Raw genomic sequence first — 14,471 nt, 5'->3', positions numbered from 1 at the left:
ACTGGGGCAGTGTGCTCCCTCGCCCCGCGCTTGCGGGGAGAGGGTTGGGGTGAGGGGCTTCTCTCCACGCATGAGTATGCTCATGGACCTGTACCCCCCTCATCCGCCACGCGCGAGACGATGCTTCGCATCGCTCGGGGCGTGTTGACCTCTCCCCGCAGGCGGGGAGAGGTAAGAGGCTCATCACTTGTCGAGCCATGCGTCCTTGAAGCCGTCATTGACCCCGATCCCCGTGGTGATCAGGTTCTTGACCTTGCAGCGCGTGATGGTCGGGAATTGCAGCTCGAGCATCCAGGCCACCGGCACGTCCTCGACCAGGATTTTTTGCGCCTTCTCATAGATCTCCTTGCGCTTCGAGTCCGGCGTTGCGATCGCGCCGTCGGCGAACAGCTGGTCGATCTCCGGGTTCACGTAGCCCTCGACGTTGTTGAAGATCTGTCCCTTCGCGATGTTGCTGGAGATATAGTTGCGGCCGACGCCGAGCGCGGGATCGCCATACTGGTAGAGATACGTGAAGGCGATGTCGTAATCCCAGTCGCCGATCTTCTGGTTGCCGCCGGCAACGTCGGTGGCGATGGTTTCGATGTTCATGCCGACGTCCTGGAGGTTCTGCTTCACCGCTTCACCCCAGCGCTGCCAGGTCTCGCCATAGGCGAGCGGCAAGAGGCGGATCTTCTCGCCCTTGTAGCCGGCTTCCTTCAGCAGCGCCTTGGCCTTGGCCGGATCGTACGGGTACTTCTTCACGTCGTCGGTGTAATATTTGATGGCCGAAGACGAAGGGCCCGTCGCGACCTTGCCGAGCCCGTTCCAGATCACATCCTTGGCGAAATCACGGTCGATCGCAAACATGATCGCCTGCCGCACCCGCTTGTCGGCGAGCGGACCCTGGCGATTGTTGAGCCACAGCCAGGCCAGCGGCGAGAAGAACTCCCAGCCGGCGCCGGTGACGCAGGTGTCCTTCAGCTTGGACAGCCGCGGCACGTCGAAATTCTCGACCGAGCCGCCGGGCAGCACGTCGACCTTGCCGGTCTCATAGGCCACGGAGCGCGCGGCCGCGTCGGGAATGATCTGCCAGTAGATCTCGTCGATGTAGGGTTTGCCCTTCTCGTAATAGTTCGGGTTCTTGACCAGCCGGATGAACGAGCCCTTCTGCCATTCCTTGAACATGAAGGGACCGGTGCCGACAGGCGCGTTGTTGTAGGGATTGGTCTTGAAGTCGGTGCCTTCATAGAGATGCTTCGGCACCATCGGCATCGAGCCGACCTCGAAGATTCCGAGGAACGGGCCGAACGGCTGCTTCAGCGTGAACACCACCGTGTAGTCGTCCGGCGCCTCGACTTTGTCGACCTGCGCCAGATTGGTGCGGGCACGCGCATGCGTCTGCTTCAGCATCTCGATCGAGAACAGAACGTCGGCGGCGGTGAAGGGCTTGCCGTCATGCCAGGTCACGCCCTTCCTGAGCTTGAAGGTGTAGGTCTTGGCGTCCTCGCTGACGCTCCAGCTTTCGGCGAGCTCCGGCTGCGGCTCGAGCTTGGGGCTGTAGCGCAAAAGGCCCTCGAAGATGTTGCCCGACACCATCTGGGTCGGACCGTTCTGGATCATCGCTAGCATCAGGCCGGGCGGCTCGGGCTGGATCACGGCGTTGATCACGCCTCCTGTCTTCGGCTCTTGCGCCAGGGCCGGGGCCATGAGGCCGCAAGCCAGGAGGAGACCAAGCAACACTCGTTTTGGCATGTCGTATCTTTCTCAAGCGAGACCAGCCGCAGATGCTTCGCAACGTCCTCGCGCGCGAAGCCGCGGCCGGCCCATCCCAGTCCCCATCCAATATCGAGGCTCACACAGTCCCGTTCGGCGCCGCAAGATGAAAGTCTCGACAGCGTTCGCACAAAAAATGTACAGCGCGTCCCGTTTTCACTTGATTCATTGTCTTGTCACGGAGACAAGTCGGCCATGGATAACGCCACCCGCTCCGAACGATCCCGCAATGCCGCGCTCGAAGCGGCCATCGCGATCATCGCGCGCGACGGCCCCGGCCGGCTGACGCTCGACGCGATCGCGCGCGAGAGCGGCCTCAGCAAGGGCGGCGTGATGCATCAGTTCCGCACCAAGGAGGCGGTGCTGAAGGCGTTGCTCGAGCGGCAGATGGCGCATTTCGAGGAATTCTCGACAGCCTACATGGCGAAGGTAAGCAAGACCTCTGCCAATCCCAATCTGGCGACCCAGCTTGCCACCGTGCGCGAAGCCGCGACCTCGCCGAATTCCGCCGCGCTGGCGCTGGTTGCGGCCATGGTCGAGAATCCCCGCCTGATGGCGCTGCCGCGCGAGCGCGAGATGGAGCGGATGGCGGCGATCAGGGACGAGGCCGCCGATCCCGATCTAGCGATGCTGCGCTGGGCCGGCGCGATGGGGCTGCTGCTGAGCTCGCTGTTCGGCATGTCGCCGCTCGGCAAGGACGAGCACCAGCGGCTGTTCGCGCGTCTGCTCGATGACGCGCAATGGACCGGCCTCGAGCAGCCGGCCACTACGCGCAGCACCAAATCCGCGGCGCCATCGGCGGCAAAGGCCGCAACCCGGCGCAAGCGCGCCTGATTCATCGTTAACGAAACCTTGCCATGACCTGCACAAAGCCGCGCCTGCGGCCAAAGGCGTCAGGCTGTCATTTTGCGACTTTACAAACCAACTGGTCGGTTTTATAAATCGAAACACTGAGACGGCCCGAGGCTTCCGAATTGGCCCCGGACGAAGCCCCGGGCCGGCGATGGTGAGCGCCGCAGCCGCGTCTGGTCCCACACGCGGCTGCGGTCACCGAGTCTTTTCCTAAGGCCTTGTTCAAAATCGGCCTTTCACAAAAGCCGCTAGAGGAGTCTGGAATGGATCGCTCGATCGCGTTGCGCGGTCTGGGAACGCTGGTGCGTTGCGCGGCCGCAGCCGGCTGCGCCACGGTCGCGCCGGTGCCCTATTCTGAAATGGCGTCGTCGGCCTACATGGCGCCGGACAAGTCGGACGGGCGTGTGCCCTATCGCTATTCCACGCCGGTCGACTGGCGCGCCTATAATAAAGTGATCCTCGATCCGGTCGTGATCTATCGCGGCAAGGATCACCAGTTCGGCGACATGTCCAACAGGGACAAGGCGACGCTCGCCGCCTACATGCAGAATTGCTTCGCCGACCGGCTGCGCGGCCGCTTCGCGCTGGTGCGCGAGCGCGGGCCGAACACGCTGCGGATCAGGCTGACGCTCACCGGCGCCGTCACCAACACGCCGGTGCTGGGTACACTCTCCCGCTTCGACATGGCCGGCGCGGTTTATAACGGCGTGCAGGCCGCGCGCGACGGCGAGGGCATGCTGACCGGCTCGGTCATCTACGGCGTCGAGATCTTCGACGCCACGACCTCCAGGCTGATCAGCGCCTACGTCACCAAGCAATATCCCGGCGCCTACGACATCAAGGCCACCGCAGGTGCGCTCGCGGCCGCTACCGCCGGCCTCGACAAGGGCGCCGACGCGCTGATGACGCAACTGAACTGACGCTGCGACCCATCCAACGAAAGGTGCCATTGATGAATTTCTTGCTTCGTTTCGTGCTGCGCATCGTGATCACGATCGTGCTGATGGCTTTTGGCGGCCGCGCCGGCGCCGCCGCGCCGCCTGATCCGAGCGGCACCTGGCTGGTCGAGGACGGCCGCGCCCGCATCCGGCTCGAGCGCTGCGGTCCCTCGCGCGATCGCATCTGCGGCTTCATCGTCTGGATGAAGGAGCCGGCCGACAAGCGCGGCCAGCCCTATCGCGACAGCCAGAATCCGGATCCCGACCAGCGTGCCCGCGCGCTGCTCGGTCATCAGCTCATCATGGGCCTGCAGGCGACGGCCGAGGGACGGTTTGCCGGCGAAATCTATAATGCCGAAGACGGCAAGTTCTATTCGGTCTCGCTCTGGCGCGAGTCTCCCGACCGCCTCAAGCTCAAGGGCTGTCTCATAAAGTTCCTGTGCCAGACCCAGACCTGGCAGCAGACGCTCGACGTGCTGCCCGGCCAGCTCGTCGGCCTGACCGGTGATCTCACCGGCCCCCGCGCGGACAAGGAATGGGCCGCTGTGCCGGCGCCGAAGCCGATCCAGGTAAAGGCGAAGTAGCGGACCTGCGGTGGCGCTGTTGGGTCCGGCATGCCAGATTGGTTCGCAATCAACATCGAGAACCATGCCGGGGGCAATATGAGCGACCAGCCGTTTCCGAATCCAGAATTGCGCCCCTTGCACTTGAAGATCGGCGCGCAGACCATCGCGGGTTTTGAAAGCGCAGGTGAGGGGCGTCCGATCCTCCTCATCCACGGCAATTCCTCCTCGTCGCACATCTGGCAGAAGCAGTTGCAGGGCCCGCTTGGGGCCAAGTATCGCATCATCGCGATCGATCTGCCCGGACATGGCCATTCCTCGCCGCCGCCAAACCCCGCGAACGATTATTCCGGCCGCGGCTATGCCGCGGCGATCGCGGCCGTGGCGCGCGAGCTCAATCTCAGGAATGCGGTGGTCGTCGGCTGGAGCCTTGGTGGTCACGCCGTGCTCAACGCGGCAGCCTTGCTGCCCATGGCCGCGGGCCTGATGATCTTCGGCACGCCGCCGGTCGGCAGCGGACCGCAGGGTTTTGCCGGATTCAAGAACCTCTCGCCCACCGCCTTCACGGCTGCGCCGACCGAGGCCCAGATCGCGGAATGGGTGCATACGGCCTTCGCGCCCGGCTATGCGCCGGTGCCCGATTTCGTTGTTGAGGATTTTCGCAGGACCGACGGCAATGCCCGCGCCTGCCTCGGCGCCGTTGCGCAAGGAGGCGGCCTCGCCGACGAGGTCGAGATCGTCCGCAACCTGAAGGTTCCGCTGGCGATCGTGCAGGGCGGCGAGGAGCAGATCGTCGATCTCGGCTATCTCCAGCGCCTGACCGCGCCGACGCTGTGGCGCGGCGCAGTCCAGATCGTCGCCGGCGCCGGCCATTCTACCCAATGGGAGAAGGCCGACGCCTTCAACGCGCTGCTCGACGCGTTTGCGTCGGAGGTGTGAGTGCGTCCTTACCCTCCCCCGGAGGAGGAGGGTAAGGGAGGGTGCCTCACCGCAACCCCGCTCGCCGGAACCCTTCCAGATAATGCTCGCGGTCGGCCTCGGTGGCCCAGGGCAGCTGCGTCGCGATCCAGTGCAGCGAGATGCCCGGCTGGGTGCGGCGCAGCTCGCCCAACGCGCTCTCCGCCAGCGCGCTGTCGCCGATCATGCCGGCGGATACCGCGAGCACGCGGTAGGCGCCGGTGAGGTCGCCGCGGTAGCGGATCGCCTCGCGCGCGAGCGCGATGGCCTCGTCATAGTGCCGCTCGGTGAAGCGGGCATAGCCGGCGATGCCGTAATAGATCGCCAGCGATGGATCGCGCGGCGAAAGCCGGATCGCCCGCTGCGCCGCGTCGAACGAGTCCCGTGAGCGTCCGGCATAGGACAGCGCCAGCGCGTAATAGCCCTGCGCCAGCGAGAAGTTCGGATTGAGCGCGAGCGCCTGCTCGAACTCGGACAGCGCGTTCGAAAGCCTGCGGGTCGAGAAGAACACGCTGCCGAGCGCGGCATGCGCCCAGGCATCCTCGTGGTCGCAGCGCACCGCACTGAGCGCGGCGGCCTCCGCGGCCGGCGCCACACTGGCAAGTTCGGCCCAGCCGAGATGCACGCCGAACATGTGGTTGGCCGCCAGCACCGACAATGCCTGGCCGTAGTTCGGATCGATCCCGACCGCGCGCTCGAGCAGCGCCTGCGCGGCCTCGTGATCCTGCCGCGTCACCCGCCAGTAATGCGACAGCGCCCGCATCAGGAGGTCCCAGGCGTCCAGGCTCGCGGGCGGCTTGCGCCGGTTGCGGAAATTCTCGGCCGCGTGGATCTGCGGCTCGATCGCCGCGGCGATCGCGTTGGTGATCTCGTCCTGCACGGCGAAGACGTCGACCAGCTCGCGATCGTAGCGCTCGGCCCAGAGATGGCTGCCCGACGCGGCATCGTTGAGCTGCGCGGTGATGCGCACGCGAGTGTCGGCCTTGCGCACGCTGCCTTCGACGACGTAGCGGACGCCGAGTTCCTCGGCAATCTGCCTGATATGGACCGCGCGTCCCTTGTAGGTGAAGGACGAGTTGCGGGCGATCACCATGAACCAGCGCTGTTTCGACAGCGCGGTGAGGATGTCCTCGCTGATGCCGTCGCCGAAATAGTCCTGCGCGGGATCGCCGCTCATGTTCTCGAAGGCCAGCACCGCGATCGCCGGCCGGTCCGCAGCAGTGCGCGGCCGGGCGGGGGCGGGCTCGGCCGGCGCCGATGGCGCCGCCGATTCCTCCCGGACCTCGCCGACGAAACGGAAGCCCTTGCGCGGGATGGTCTTGATCAGCCGCTGCGCCGCACCGTCGTCGCCAATCGCCTTGCGCGCGGCGTTGATCCGGCTGTTCAGTGCGGAATCCGAGACGATTCGGTCGCTCCAGATCGCGCTGATCAGGTCATCCTTGGTGACGACGCGGGCGCGCTGCGCGACCAGATAAAGTAGCAGATCGAACACCTGCGGCTGCAGCGGCACGGCTGCGCCGTCACAGGTCAGTTCCCGTAGGTCGCCGTCGAGCACGTTGTTTTCAAAGAGGAATCGCACGTTTCTGTCGTCTCAAGCAAAAATCAAAGTCGTCTCAGGCGAAAATCAACCCTCCGCGAAAGTCTCTGGCGGGCCGATCCGGCATGGTGCGAAGACCAAATAGTGCCGATTCCTCGGCACAACGGAGCGTTCTATGACCCAAATTGATCACCAGGTTCATTCGATCGGCCCGGACATTGCGGGCTCACGCATTTTCAAGTTCATCGCCTTTCTGTACGGAATTGCGGCATATCTCGTGTTTTTCGTCACCATTCTCTACGCTATCGGCTTCGTGATGGGGCTGGTGGTGCCGAAGACGATCGACACCGGAACCGACACGCCGACGGCCGAGGCCGTCATCATCAACCTGCTGCTGATGTCCCTGTTTGCCGTTCAGCACAGCGTGATGGCGCGCCAGCGCTTCAAGGCATGGTGGACGCAATTCGTCCCCAAGCCGGTCGAGCGCTCGACCTACGTCCTGTTCGCGAGCCTGTCATTGCTGCTCCTGTTCTGGCAGTGGCGTCCGCTCCCGACGGTCGTATGGGATGTCGACAATCCGGACCTTGCCGTGACGCTGGTCACGCTGTCGTTTGCCGGCTGGGTGCTGGTGTTCATGAGCACCTGCATGATCAATCATTTCGAATTGTTCGGCCTCCGCCAGGTGACCAACCATCTCGTCGGCAAGAAGGAGGAGGCGCTGCGCTTCAAGACGCCGATGCTCTACAAGTTCGTCCGTCATCCGATCTATCTCGGCTTCATCATCGCGTTCTGGGCGGCGCCGGTCATGACCGTCGGCCACCTGCTGTTCGCGGCCGTGACCACGATCTACATCTTCGTCGGCATCGCGCTGGAGGAGCACGATCTCATCGGCCTCTTCGGCGACGAATACCGGCAGTACAAACAACGGGTGTCGATGCTTATTCCCTGGCGCCGGTCAGTATAGGCTTCGCGTCCATCCGCGCGCGTCCTCCGAAAGGAGGATGCGCGGCGGCGTCTCTTCGCCCCTTCTTCAACGAACGAGGAGAGTGGCAACAGGCCGCCTGCTCGCCTCACAAAATCTCATTCTCAATGGAGACGACCCAATGAAACATGTCGGAAACTGCTTCTGTGGCGCGGTCACGATCGAGGTCACGGGGGAGCCGGCGGCGATGGGCTATTGCCATTGCCGCTCCTGCCGCTCGTGGTCGGGCGGACCGGTAAACGCGTTCAGCCTGTGGAAGCCCGAAGCGGTGCGCATCACCGAAGGCGCCCAGCACGTCGAGACTTTTGTGAAGACGCCGCTCAGCCAGCGCAAATATTGCAGGAAGTGCGGCGGCCATCTCATGACCAACCATCCGCCGCTCGACCTGATCGACGTCTTCACTGCGACCATCCCGACGCTGGCGTTCACGCCCGGCGTCCACGTCAACTATGCCGAGACGGTGCTGCCGATGCGCGACGGCCTGCCCAAGCTGAAGGACTTTCCCGCCGAGTTCGGCGGCAGCGGCGAGATGATGCAGGAGTAGGGGCTCCGTCCTTCCTTCTCCCCTTGTGGGAGAAGGTGGCGCGAAGCGCCGGATGAGGGGCCCCTCTACACATGCAAGACCGCTCGCGAGGATAGAAACCCCTCACCCGGCTTCGATGCGTCGCATCGAATCCACCCTCTCCCACAAGGGGAGAGGGTGCACCGTCAGTGTAGCGCCTACCGCATTCCCGCCCGCCGCAATCCTTCCAGATAGTGCTCGCGATCCTCGGCCCGCAGCATCGGCAGCTCGCGTGTGATCCAGGCGAGCGAGATGCCGGGCTGGGCGCGGTTCAGGCCTTGCAGCGCGGAGGCCGCGAGCTCGGGATCGCCCGACATGCCGGCCGCCGCCGTCAGCACGCGATGGGCGCCGACGAAATCGGCGCGTTGCCGCATCGATTCCCGCGCCATCTGCATGGATGCCTCATAGTTGCGGCCGATGAACTGGGCATAGGCGACAACGCCGCAATAGATCGCCGCCAGCGGATCGCGCGGACTGAGCCGCAGCGCGCGGCGCGCGGCGGCATCGCCGTCCTGCCATCGTCCCGCGTAGCACAGCGTCACGCCGTGGAAGGCGTGCGCCATCGCGAAATTCGGATTGAGCCGCAAGGCCATCTCGAACGCCGCCAGCGCATCGTCGAAGCGGCGGCGGAATAAATAGGTGTAAGCGAGGCCATGATGGGCCCAGGCGTCCTCGCGATCGGCCGCCACCGCCGCGACCGCGGCGCGCTCGGCGACCGGCACGGTCATGGCCATGTCGGCCCAGCCCATATGCGCGCCGAAGATGTGGCTGGTTGCGAACAGGCCGAGCGCCTTGCCATAGGCGGGATCGATCGCAACAGCCTTTTCCAGCAGGCCTTGCGCGACGGCATTGTCCTCGCGCGTGATCCGCCAGTAATGCGACAGGGCGCGCATCACGAGGTCCCAGGCATCGAGACTGCCCGGCGGCTTCTGCTGGGCGCGAAAGCTCTCGGCGGCATAGAGCTGCGGCTCGATCGCGGCGACGATCGCCTCGGTGATCTCGTCCTGCACGGCGAAAATGTCGGCGAGCTCGCGGTCATAGCGCTCGGCCCAGAGATGGCTGCCGGTCGAGACGTCGTTGAGCTGCGCCGAGATGCGCAGGCGCTCGCCGCTCCGCCGCACGCTGCCTTCGAGCACGTAGCGTACGCCGAGCTCGCGCGCGACCTCGTGGATGTGCACGGCACGGCCCTTGTAGACGAAGGAGGAGTTGCGCGCGACCACGAAGAAGCAGCGCAGCTTCGACAGCGCGGTGATGATGTCCTCGCTGATGCCGTCCGAGAAATAATCCTGCTCGCGATCGCCGCTCATGTTGGTGAAGGGCAGCACCGCGATTGCGGGCCGGTCGGGCAGCGCTAGCATGATTTGCGGCACTGCGGCGACACGGCCGGGCTCGGCCGCACCGAACTGGGTCTGGACGTCGCCGACGAAGCGGAAGCCTTTGCGCGCGATGGTGCGGATCAGCGCCTGGTTCGCGCCGCTGTCGCCGATCGCCTTCCGCGCCGCGTTGATCCGGCTGGTCAAGGTGGATTCGGAGACGCTGCGCCCGTGCCATATCTTGTCGATCAGCTCGTCCTTGCTGACGACGCGATCGCGATTTTCCATGAGGTGGACGACGAGATCGAAAACCTGCGGCTCCACGGCCACGGGAACCTGCTCGCGGCTCAGCTCGCGCCGGTCGGTGTCGAGAAGGTGGTCCCGGAATAGAAACTGCACGTCGAAAACTCAATCCTCACGGCAACATCGGCATTGATAAAATCAAAATGGATTTCGACTTGAAGTCTGTGAGTCCGCCGAAGGGTCGACAGGGTTCAGCACGATTGTGTGATGGCTGCCATGCGGATTCCAAGGGGGAATACAACCGGAATTAGAATTGTGACCATTTTCCGGATATCGCTGCGCTCATGCGGCCTCCGTCCTCTCCTTCGTCATTGCGAGCCAATGGGTCCGCGCGAAGCGCGGCCCGATGACAGGCTCCGCGAAGCAATCCAGAGTCTTTCCGCGGACGGTGGATTGCTTCGTCGCAAGAGCTCCTCGCAATCACGGCATGTGCACCGAACCGTGAATGTCATTGCCGAACCGCGTGCCCCGCGTAAGCTGCCCTCCGCACAACACCAACCATAAAGAAACGCCCATGCCCGCTTTTTCCGCCTCCACCACCGTGCTCGACTCCATGTTGTTCCGCGACGCCTTCGGCACGCCTGAGATGCGCGAGGTGTTTTCCGATGTCGCGCTGGTCGGCCGCTATGCCGAGGTCGAGGTGGCGCTGGCGAAAGCGGAGGCGCGATGCGGCGTGATCCCGCAGGAGGCGGCCGACCAGATCGCGGCGTGGACCGACGTCACCGCACTCGATTTCGATCTGCTGCGGCGGGAGACCGACATCGTCGGCTATCCGATCCTCCCTTTGGTGCATCAGATGGTGAAGCAGTGCGGCGATGCCGGCCGCTACGTGCATTGGGGCGCGACCACGCAGGACATCATGGACACCGCCGTGGTGCTGCAACTGCGCGACGGCCTTGAGATTGTCGAGCGCGACATCGCCGCGCTGCGCAAGATCCTTGCGGACCTCTCGAAGCGCTATCGCGACACGCCGATGGCGGGCCGCACCCATCTCCAGCAGGCGTTGCCGGTGACGTTCGGCTACAAGACCGCGATCTGGCTCGCGATGTTCGACCGCCACGCCGAGCGTCTCAACCAATTGAAGCCGCGCGTCCTGGTCGGCCAGTTCGCCGGCGCCGCCGGCACGCTCGCTTCGCTCGGCGACAAGGGTTTTGAGGTGCAGGAGGCGCTCTGCGCCGAGCTGAAGCTCGGCGTTCCCGCCTCGACCTGGCATGTCGCGCGCGACGGCTTTGCGGAAGGCGTGAATTTCCTCGCGCTCGTCACCGGCTCGCTCGGCAAGATCGCGCTCGACATCATGATCATGGCCTCGACCGAGTTCGCCGAGCTCTATGAGCCGTTCGTCAAGGGCCGCGGCGCCTCCTCGACCATGCCGCAGAAGCGCAACCCGATCTCCTCGGAGCTGATGCTCGCGGCAAGCAAGGCGGTGCGCCAGCATGCCGGCCTGATGCTGGACGCCATGGTGCAGGATTTCGAACGCGCCACCGGTCCCTGGCACGCCGAGTGGATGGCGATCCCCGAAAGCTTCGTGCTCACTGCGGGCGCGCTGCACCAGGCAAAATTCGCGCTCGCCGGCCTGATCGTGGACGAAGCGAAGATGAACGACAATCTCGCCATCAGCCGCGGCCTGATCGTGGCCGAAGCGGTCATGATGGGGCTCGCGCCGCAGATCGGGCGGCAGGAGGCGCATGACGTTGTCTACGATGCCTGCCGGCTCGCCAACGAGAAGGGTGTGAGCCTGGCGGACGCGCTCTCGTCCGATTCCCGCGTCGCAAGCCGCATCGACCGCGCCACGATCGAGGCGCTCACCTCACCGAAAAATTACCTCGGTTGTGCGCCCGCCATGGTCGATCGGGTGCTGAAATCCGCAACGCGTTGAAAACCAAGATGGGTGAAATTGCGTATCTTTCATGTGCCGCAAGGTGCTCGCGCACTTGTGTCTCGCGATGCTAGGCTTAGATTGAACAACAGACTTTCGGCAGAGGACCCCGCATGACCGATCACCGCAATTCCGCCGCTCCCATCGATCCCGCGAAACTCGACCGGCTGGCCGAGGTGGCGGTGAAGGTGGGCCTGGGCTTGCGGCCGGGGCAGGATCTGCTCTTGACGGCGCCCGCGATCGCGCTGCCGCTGGTGCGGCGGATCGCCGTGCACGCCTACAAGGCCGGCGCCGGCATCGTGACGCCGATCCTGTCGGACGAGGAGATGACGCTGGCGCGCTACCGCCACGGTCACGACGACAGTTTCGACCGCGCCGCCGGCTGGCTCTACGAGGGCATGGCCAAGGCATTCTCCGACAACACCGCGCGGCTCGCCATCGTCGGCGACAATCCGATGCTCCTGTCGGGCGAGGATCCGTCCAAGGTCGCGCGCGCCAGCAAGGCGAATTCGATGGCTTATCAGCCGGCGCTGGAGAAGATCGTCAATTTCGATACCAACTGGAACATCATCGCCTATCCGAGCCCGTCCTGGGCCAAGCAGGTGTTTCCGAACGATCCGGAGGACGTTGCGATCGGCAAGCTTGCGGATGCGATCTTCGCGGCGTCGCGCGTCGACCGCGAGGACGCGATGGGCAACTGGGCGAGCCACAATGCGGTGCTGCGCGAGCGCACCAACTGGCTCAACGGCCAGCGTTTCCGCGCGTTGCAATATTCGGGACCGGGCACCGATCTCACGATCGGGCTGGCCGACGGTCATGAATGGGAAGGCGGCGCATCGCTCTCCAAGAACGGCATCAGCTGCAACGCCAACATCCCGACCGAAGAGGTCTTCACCACGCCGCACTGCCGGCGCGTCTACGGCCATGTCGTGAGCTCGAAGCCGCTGTCCTATCAGGGCACGCTGATCGACAACATCGCGGTGCGCTTCGAGGACGGCAAGATCGTCGACGCAAAAGCCTCGCGCGGCGCGGAGGTGCTGAACAAGGTGCTCGACACCGACGAGGGCGCGCGGCGTCTTGGCGAGGTGGCACTGGTGCCGCATTCCTCGCCGATCTCGCAGAGCGGGCTGTTGTTCTACAACACGCTGTTCGACGAGAACGCGGCCTCGCACATCGCGCTCGGCCAGTGCTACTCGAAGTGCTTCATCAACGGTGCGCAGCTGACGCCGCAGCAGATTGCCGCGCAAGGCGGCAACCAGAGCCTGATCCATATCGACTGGATGATCGGCTCCGCCGAAACCGACATCGACGGCATTCTTGCTGACGGCAGCAAAGTGCCGGTGTTCCGCAAGGGCGAGTGGGCGAAGTAACGCCGCTGCTCGTCATGCCCGGGCTTGTCCCGGGCATCCACGTTCTGTGTGCCGCAAGGCGTGGATGGCCGGGACGTAGGCGAGCGGAAGCGACGCCGTCCTTCGGACGGCTATGCCCGGCCATGACGGTCGTGAACACCTGATGTTTATCTACTAGCGTCGGAGCGCCCTTCACGCCGCCGCGTCGCGCAGCATCGGGTTGCTGTCGATGCTGAAGCGGTTGAACAGCGTGGTGAACGGGCTGCCGTCGGTGGCCCGCACGATGACGTCGGAAGCAGCCACCGCGTCGTAAAGCGCGCTGACCGGATCATTCGCGTCCGGCAGGTCAAGCGCAGCGCGGATTTCCTCGCGCGCCTCGTTGACGTCGTCCTCGTCGTCGAGTGTCGCCTCGAGCGCATCGGCTGCGCGCCGCATCTCGGCGAGGTCGCCGCCGGCGGAAAATTTCAGGATGTCGAGCCAGTAGGGGCGGGCGATCGCGAGCTGGACGAACGCCTCGAAATTCTCCGCGATGATCCCGGCGCGGCCTTCCGATGAGACGTAGAGCACATTCTGCGACGGTAGCAGGACAAAGGCGCCGCCAGCGCCGTCACTGCCGATCTGCCGGGGGCTCTCGATGCCGTCGATGGTGAACCAGGTCTCGTCGTCCGGCGCGAAGGAGACATCGAGGCTGCCGAGCCAGGCGACGACCTCGTCGTTGGCTGTGAGGACCTCGGGCGTCAGGGGCATCGGCATGGGCTCCTTTGGCTGCTTCGCGCATTTTGTCGCACCCTGGAAAAGATGGGTTCATGTGCGCGGATTTGCAGGGAAATCGGCGCGTTTGCTGCTTCGCACATGCAACTTGCGGCTGATTTGCGGGGCCTGCGTAAGAAAGAATTAAAAACCGGCTACTAGCGTTCCAACATCTTTGGAAACAGTCCGGGCCGAGAGCCCGGTCACCCATATTATATTCCCTGGGGAAGCAGATGTCGCGCGCATTGATTGAAGTTGGTAGTTGCAATGTGGACCTCGAGCTGCGGCCGATCGAGCCGTCCTGGATCATCGAGGGCAACCCGGTGTCGCGCTCGCATATCCTGTCCACCAGCGCCGACGGCACCGCCTCGACCATCATCTGGCACTGCACCGAAGGCCGCTTCAACTGGTACTACGACATCGACGAGACGATCATGATCATGGAAGGATCGATCGTGCTCGAAAGCGACGGCATGCCGCCGAAGCGCTACGGCCCCGGCGACGTCATCTTCTTCCGCGACGGCGCCCATGCCAAATGGCACGTCGAGGGCTACGTCAAGAAGATCGCGTTCTGCCGCAAGACCAATCCGGTGATGATCGGGTTCCTGATCCGCGTCGTCAACAAGCTCAAGAAGATGTTCGTCTCCACGGGCGAGCGCCGCCCGGCCTCGCTGATGGGCGCCGGCTAGAGCAGACAATATCGTTTCAAGGACGCTTCCCAGCGGCCACGACGA

At 64.5% G+C, this 14,471-nt stretch carries 13 protein-coding genes; 9 read left to right on the top strand and 4 right to left on the bottom strand.

The annotated features are described in order from the left end of the window. Positions 1–183 precede the first annotated feature (183 nt). Entirely contained in the window at positions 184–1,734 is a 1,551-nt protein-coding gene (locus WN72_RS44355; RefSeq protein WP_092212307.1) for an ABC transporter substrate-binding protein, read from the bottom strand. 216 nt (positions 1,735–1,950) lie between these two features. On the opposite strand from WN72_RS44355, the gene WN72_RS44350 reads away from it, so the two are divergent. The 4 genes from WN72_RS44350 (at position 1,951) to WN72_RS44335 (ending at position 5,047) form a co-directional block, all read left to right on the top strand. Next, positions 1,951–2,589 carry a TetR/AcrR family transcriptional regulator gene (locus WN72_RS44350; protein WP_027562000.1) on the top strand — a complete coding sequence of 213 codons (639 nt, stop codon included), beginning with the start codon at positions 1,951–1,953 and terminating at the stop codon, positions 2,587–2,589. A gap of 281 nt (positions 2,590–2,870) precedes the next feature. Beyond that, on the top strand, positions 2,871–3,527 hold the full coding sequence (locus WN72_RS44345; protein WP_092212309.1) for a DUF3313 domain-containing protein: 657 nt from the start codon (positions 2,871–2,873) through the stop codon (positions 3,525–3,527). Positions 3,528–3,559: 32 nt separating this feature from the next. Next, a complete protein-coding gene (locus WN72_RS44340; RefSeq protein ID WP_092212311.1) occupies positions 3,560–4,129 on the top strand; it encodes a DUF2147 domain-containing protein in 570 nt (189 codons plus the stop codon). A gap of 30 nt (positions 4,130–4,159) precedes the next feature. After that, a complete protein-coding gene (locus WN72_RS44335; protein ID WP_244553646.1) occupies positions 4,160–5,047 on the top strand; it encodes an alpha/beta fold hydrolase in 888 nt (295 codons plus the stop codon). 46 nt (positions 5,048–5,093) lie between these two features. Here the strand turns inward: WN72_RS44335 and WN72_RS44330 are convergent, their stop codons facing one another. Then, complete coding sequence (locus WN72_RS44330; RefSeq protein WP_092212313.1) at positions 5,094–6,644, bottom strand: winged helix-turn-helix domain-containing protein; 1,551 nt, start codon at positions 6,642–6,644, stop codon at positions 5,094–5,096. A 133-nt stretch (positions 6,645–6,777) separates the two neighbouring features. On the opposite strand from WN72_RS44330, the gene mddA reads away from it, so the two are divergent. Both mddA and WN72_RS44320 read left to right on the top strand, forming a co-directional pair. Continuing rightward, positions 6,778–7,566: a methanethiol S-methyltransferase gene (gene mddA, locus WN72_RS44325; RefSeq protein WP_092212315.1), complete on the top strand. Its 789-nt coding sequence runs from the start codon at positions 6,778–6,780 to the stop codon at positions 7,564–7,566. 139 nt (positions 7,567–7,705) lie between these two features. Further along, on the top strand, positions 7,706–8,128 hold the full coding sequence (locus tag WN72_RS44320; RefSeq protein WP_027562006.1) for a GFA family protein: 423 nt from the start codon (positions 7,706–7,708) through the stop codon (positions 8,126–8,128). Positions 8,129–8,304: 176 nt separating this feature from the next. Here the strand turns inward: WN72_RS44320 and WN72_RS44315 are convergent, their stop codons facing one another. Continuing rightward, positions 8,305–9,858, bottom strand: a complete 1,554-nt coding sequence (locus tag WN72_RS44315; protein WP_092212317.1) for a winged helix-turn-helix domain-containing protein — start codon at positions 9,856–9,858, stop codon at positions 8,305–8,307. A 418-nt stretch (positions 9,859–10,276) separates the two neighbouring features. Between WN72_RS44315 and pcaB the strand changes: the two genes are divergently transcribed. Together pcaB and WN72_RS44305 are read left to right on the top strand one after the other, a co-directional pair. Next, complete coding sequence (gene pcaB / locus WN72_RS44310; protein WP_092212319.1) at positions 10,277–11,638, top strand: 3-carboxy-cis,cis-muconate cycloisomerase; 1,362 nt, start codon at positions 10,277–10,279, stop codon at positions 11,636–11,638. Between the two features lie 113 nt (positions 11,639–11,751). Continuing rightward, positions 11,752–13,008 carry an aminopeptidase gene (locus tag WN72_RS44305; RefSeq protein ID WP_092212321.1) on the top strand — a complete coding sequence of 419 codons (1,257 nt, stop codon included), beginning with the start codon at positions 11,752–11,754 and terminating at the stop codon, positions 13,006–13,008. A 171-nt stretch (positions 13,009–13,179) separates the two neighbouring features. Here WN72_RS44305 and WN72_RS44300 read toward each other — a convergent pair whose 3' ends face one another. Beyond that, complete coding sequence (locus tag WN72_RS44300) at positions 13,180–13,734, bottom strand: hypothetical protein (RefSeq protein ID WP_027562010.1); 555 nt, start codon at positions 13,732–13,734, stop codon at positions 13,180–13,182. A 236-nt stretch (positions 13,735–13,970) separates the two neighbouring features. On the opposite strand from WN72_RS44300, the gene WN72_RS44295 reads away from it, so the two are divergent. Next, on the top strand, positions 13,971–14,426 hold the full coding sequence (locus WN72_RS44295; protein WP_092212323.1) for a cupin domain-containing protein: 456 nt from the start codon (positions 13,971–13,973) through the stop codon (positions 14,424–14,426). The last annotated feature ends 45 nt before the right edge of the window (positions 14,427–14,471 follow it).

The sequence above is a fragment of the Bradyrhizobium arachidis genome, from assembly GCF_015291705.1.
Classification (GTDB): domain Bacteria; phylum Pseudomonadota; class Alphaproteobacteria; order Rhizobiales; family Xanthobacteraceae; genus Bradyrhizobium; species Bradyrhizobium arachidis.
The sequence above is the reverse complement of the archived record's forward strand: the minus strand, read 5'-3'. Positions and strand labels throughout refer to the sequence as shown.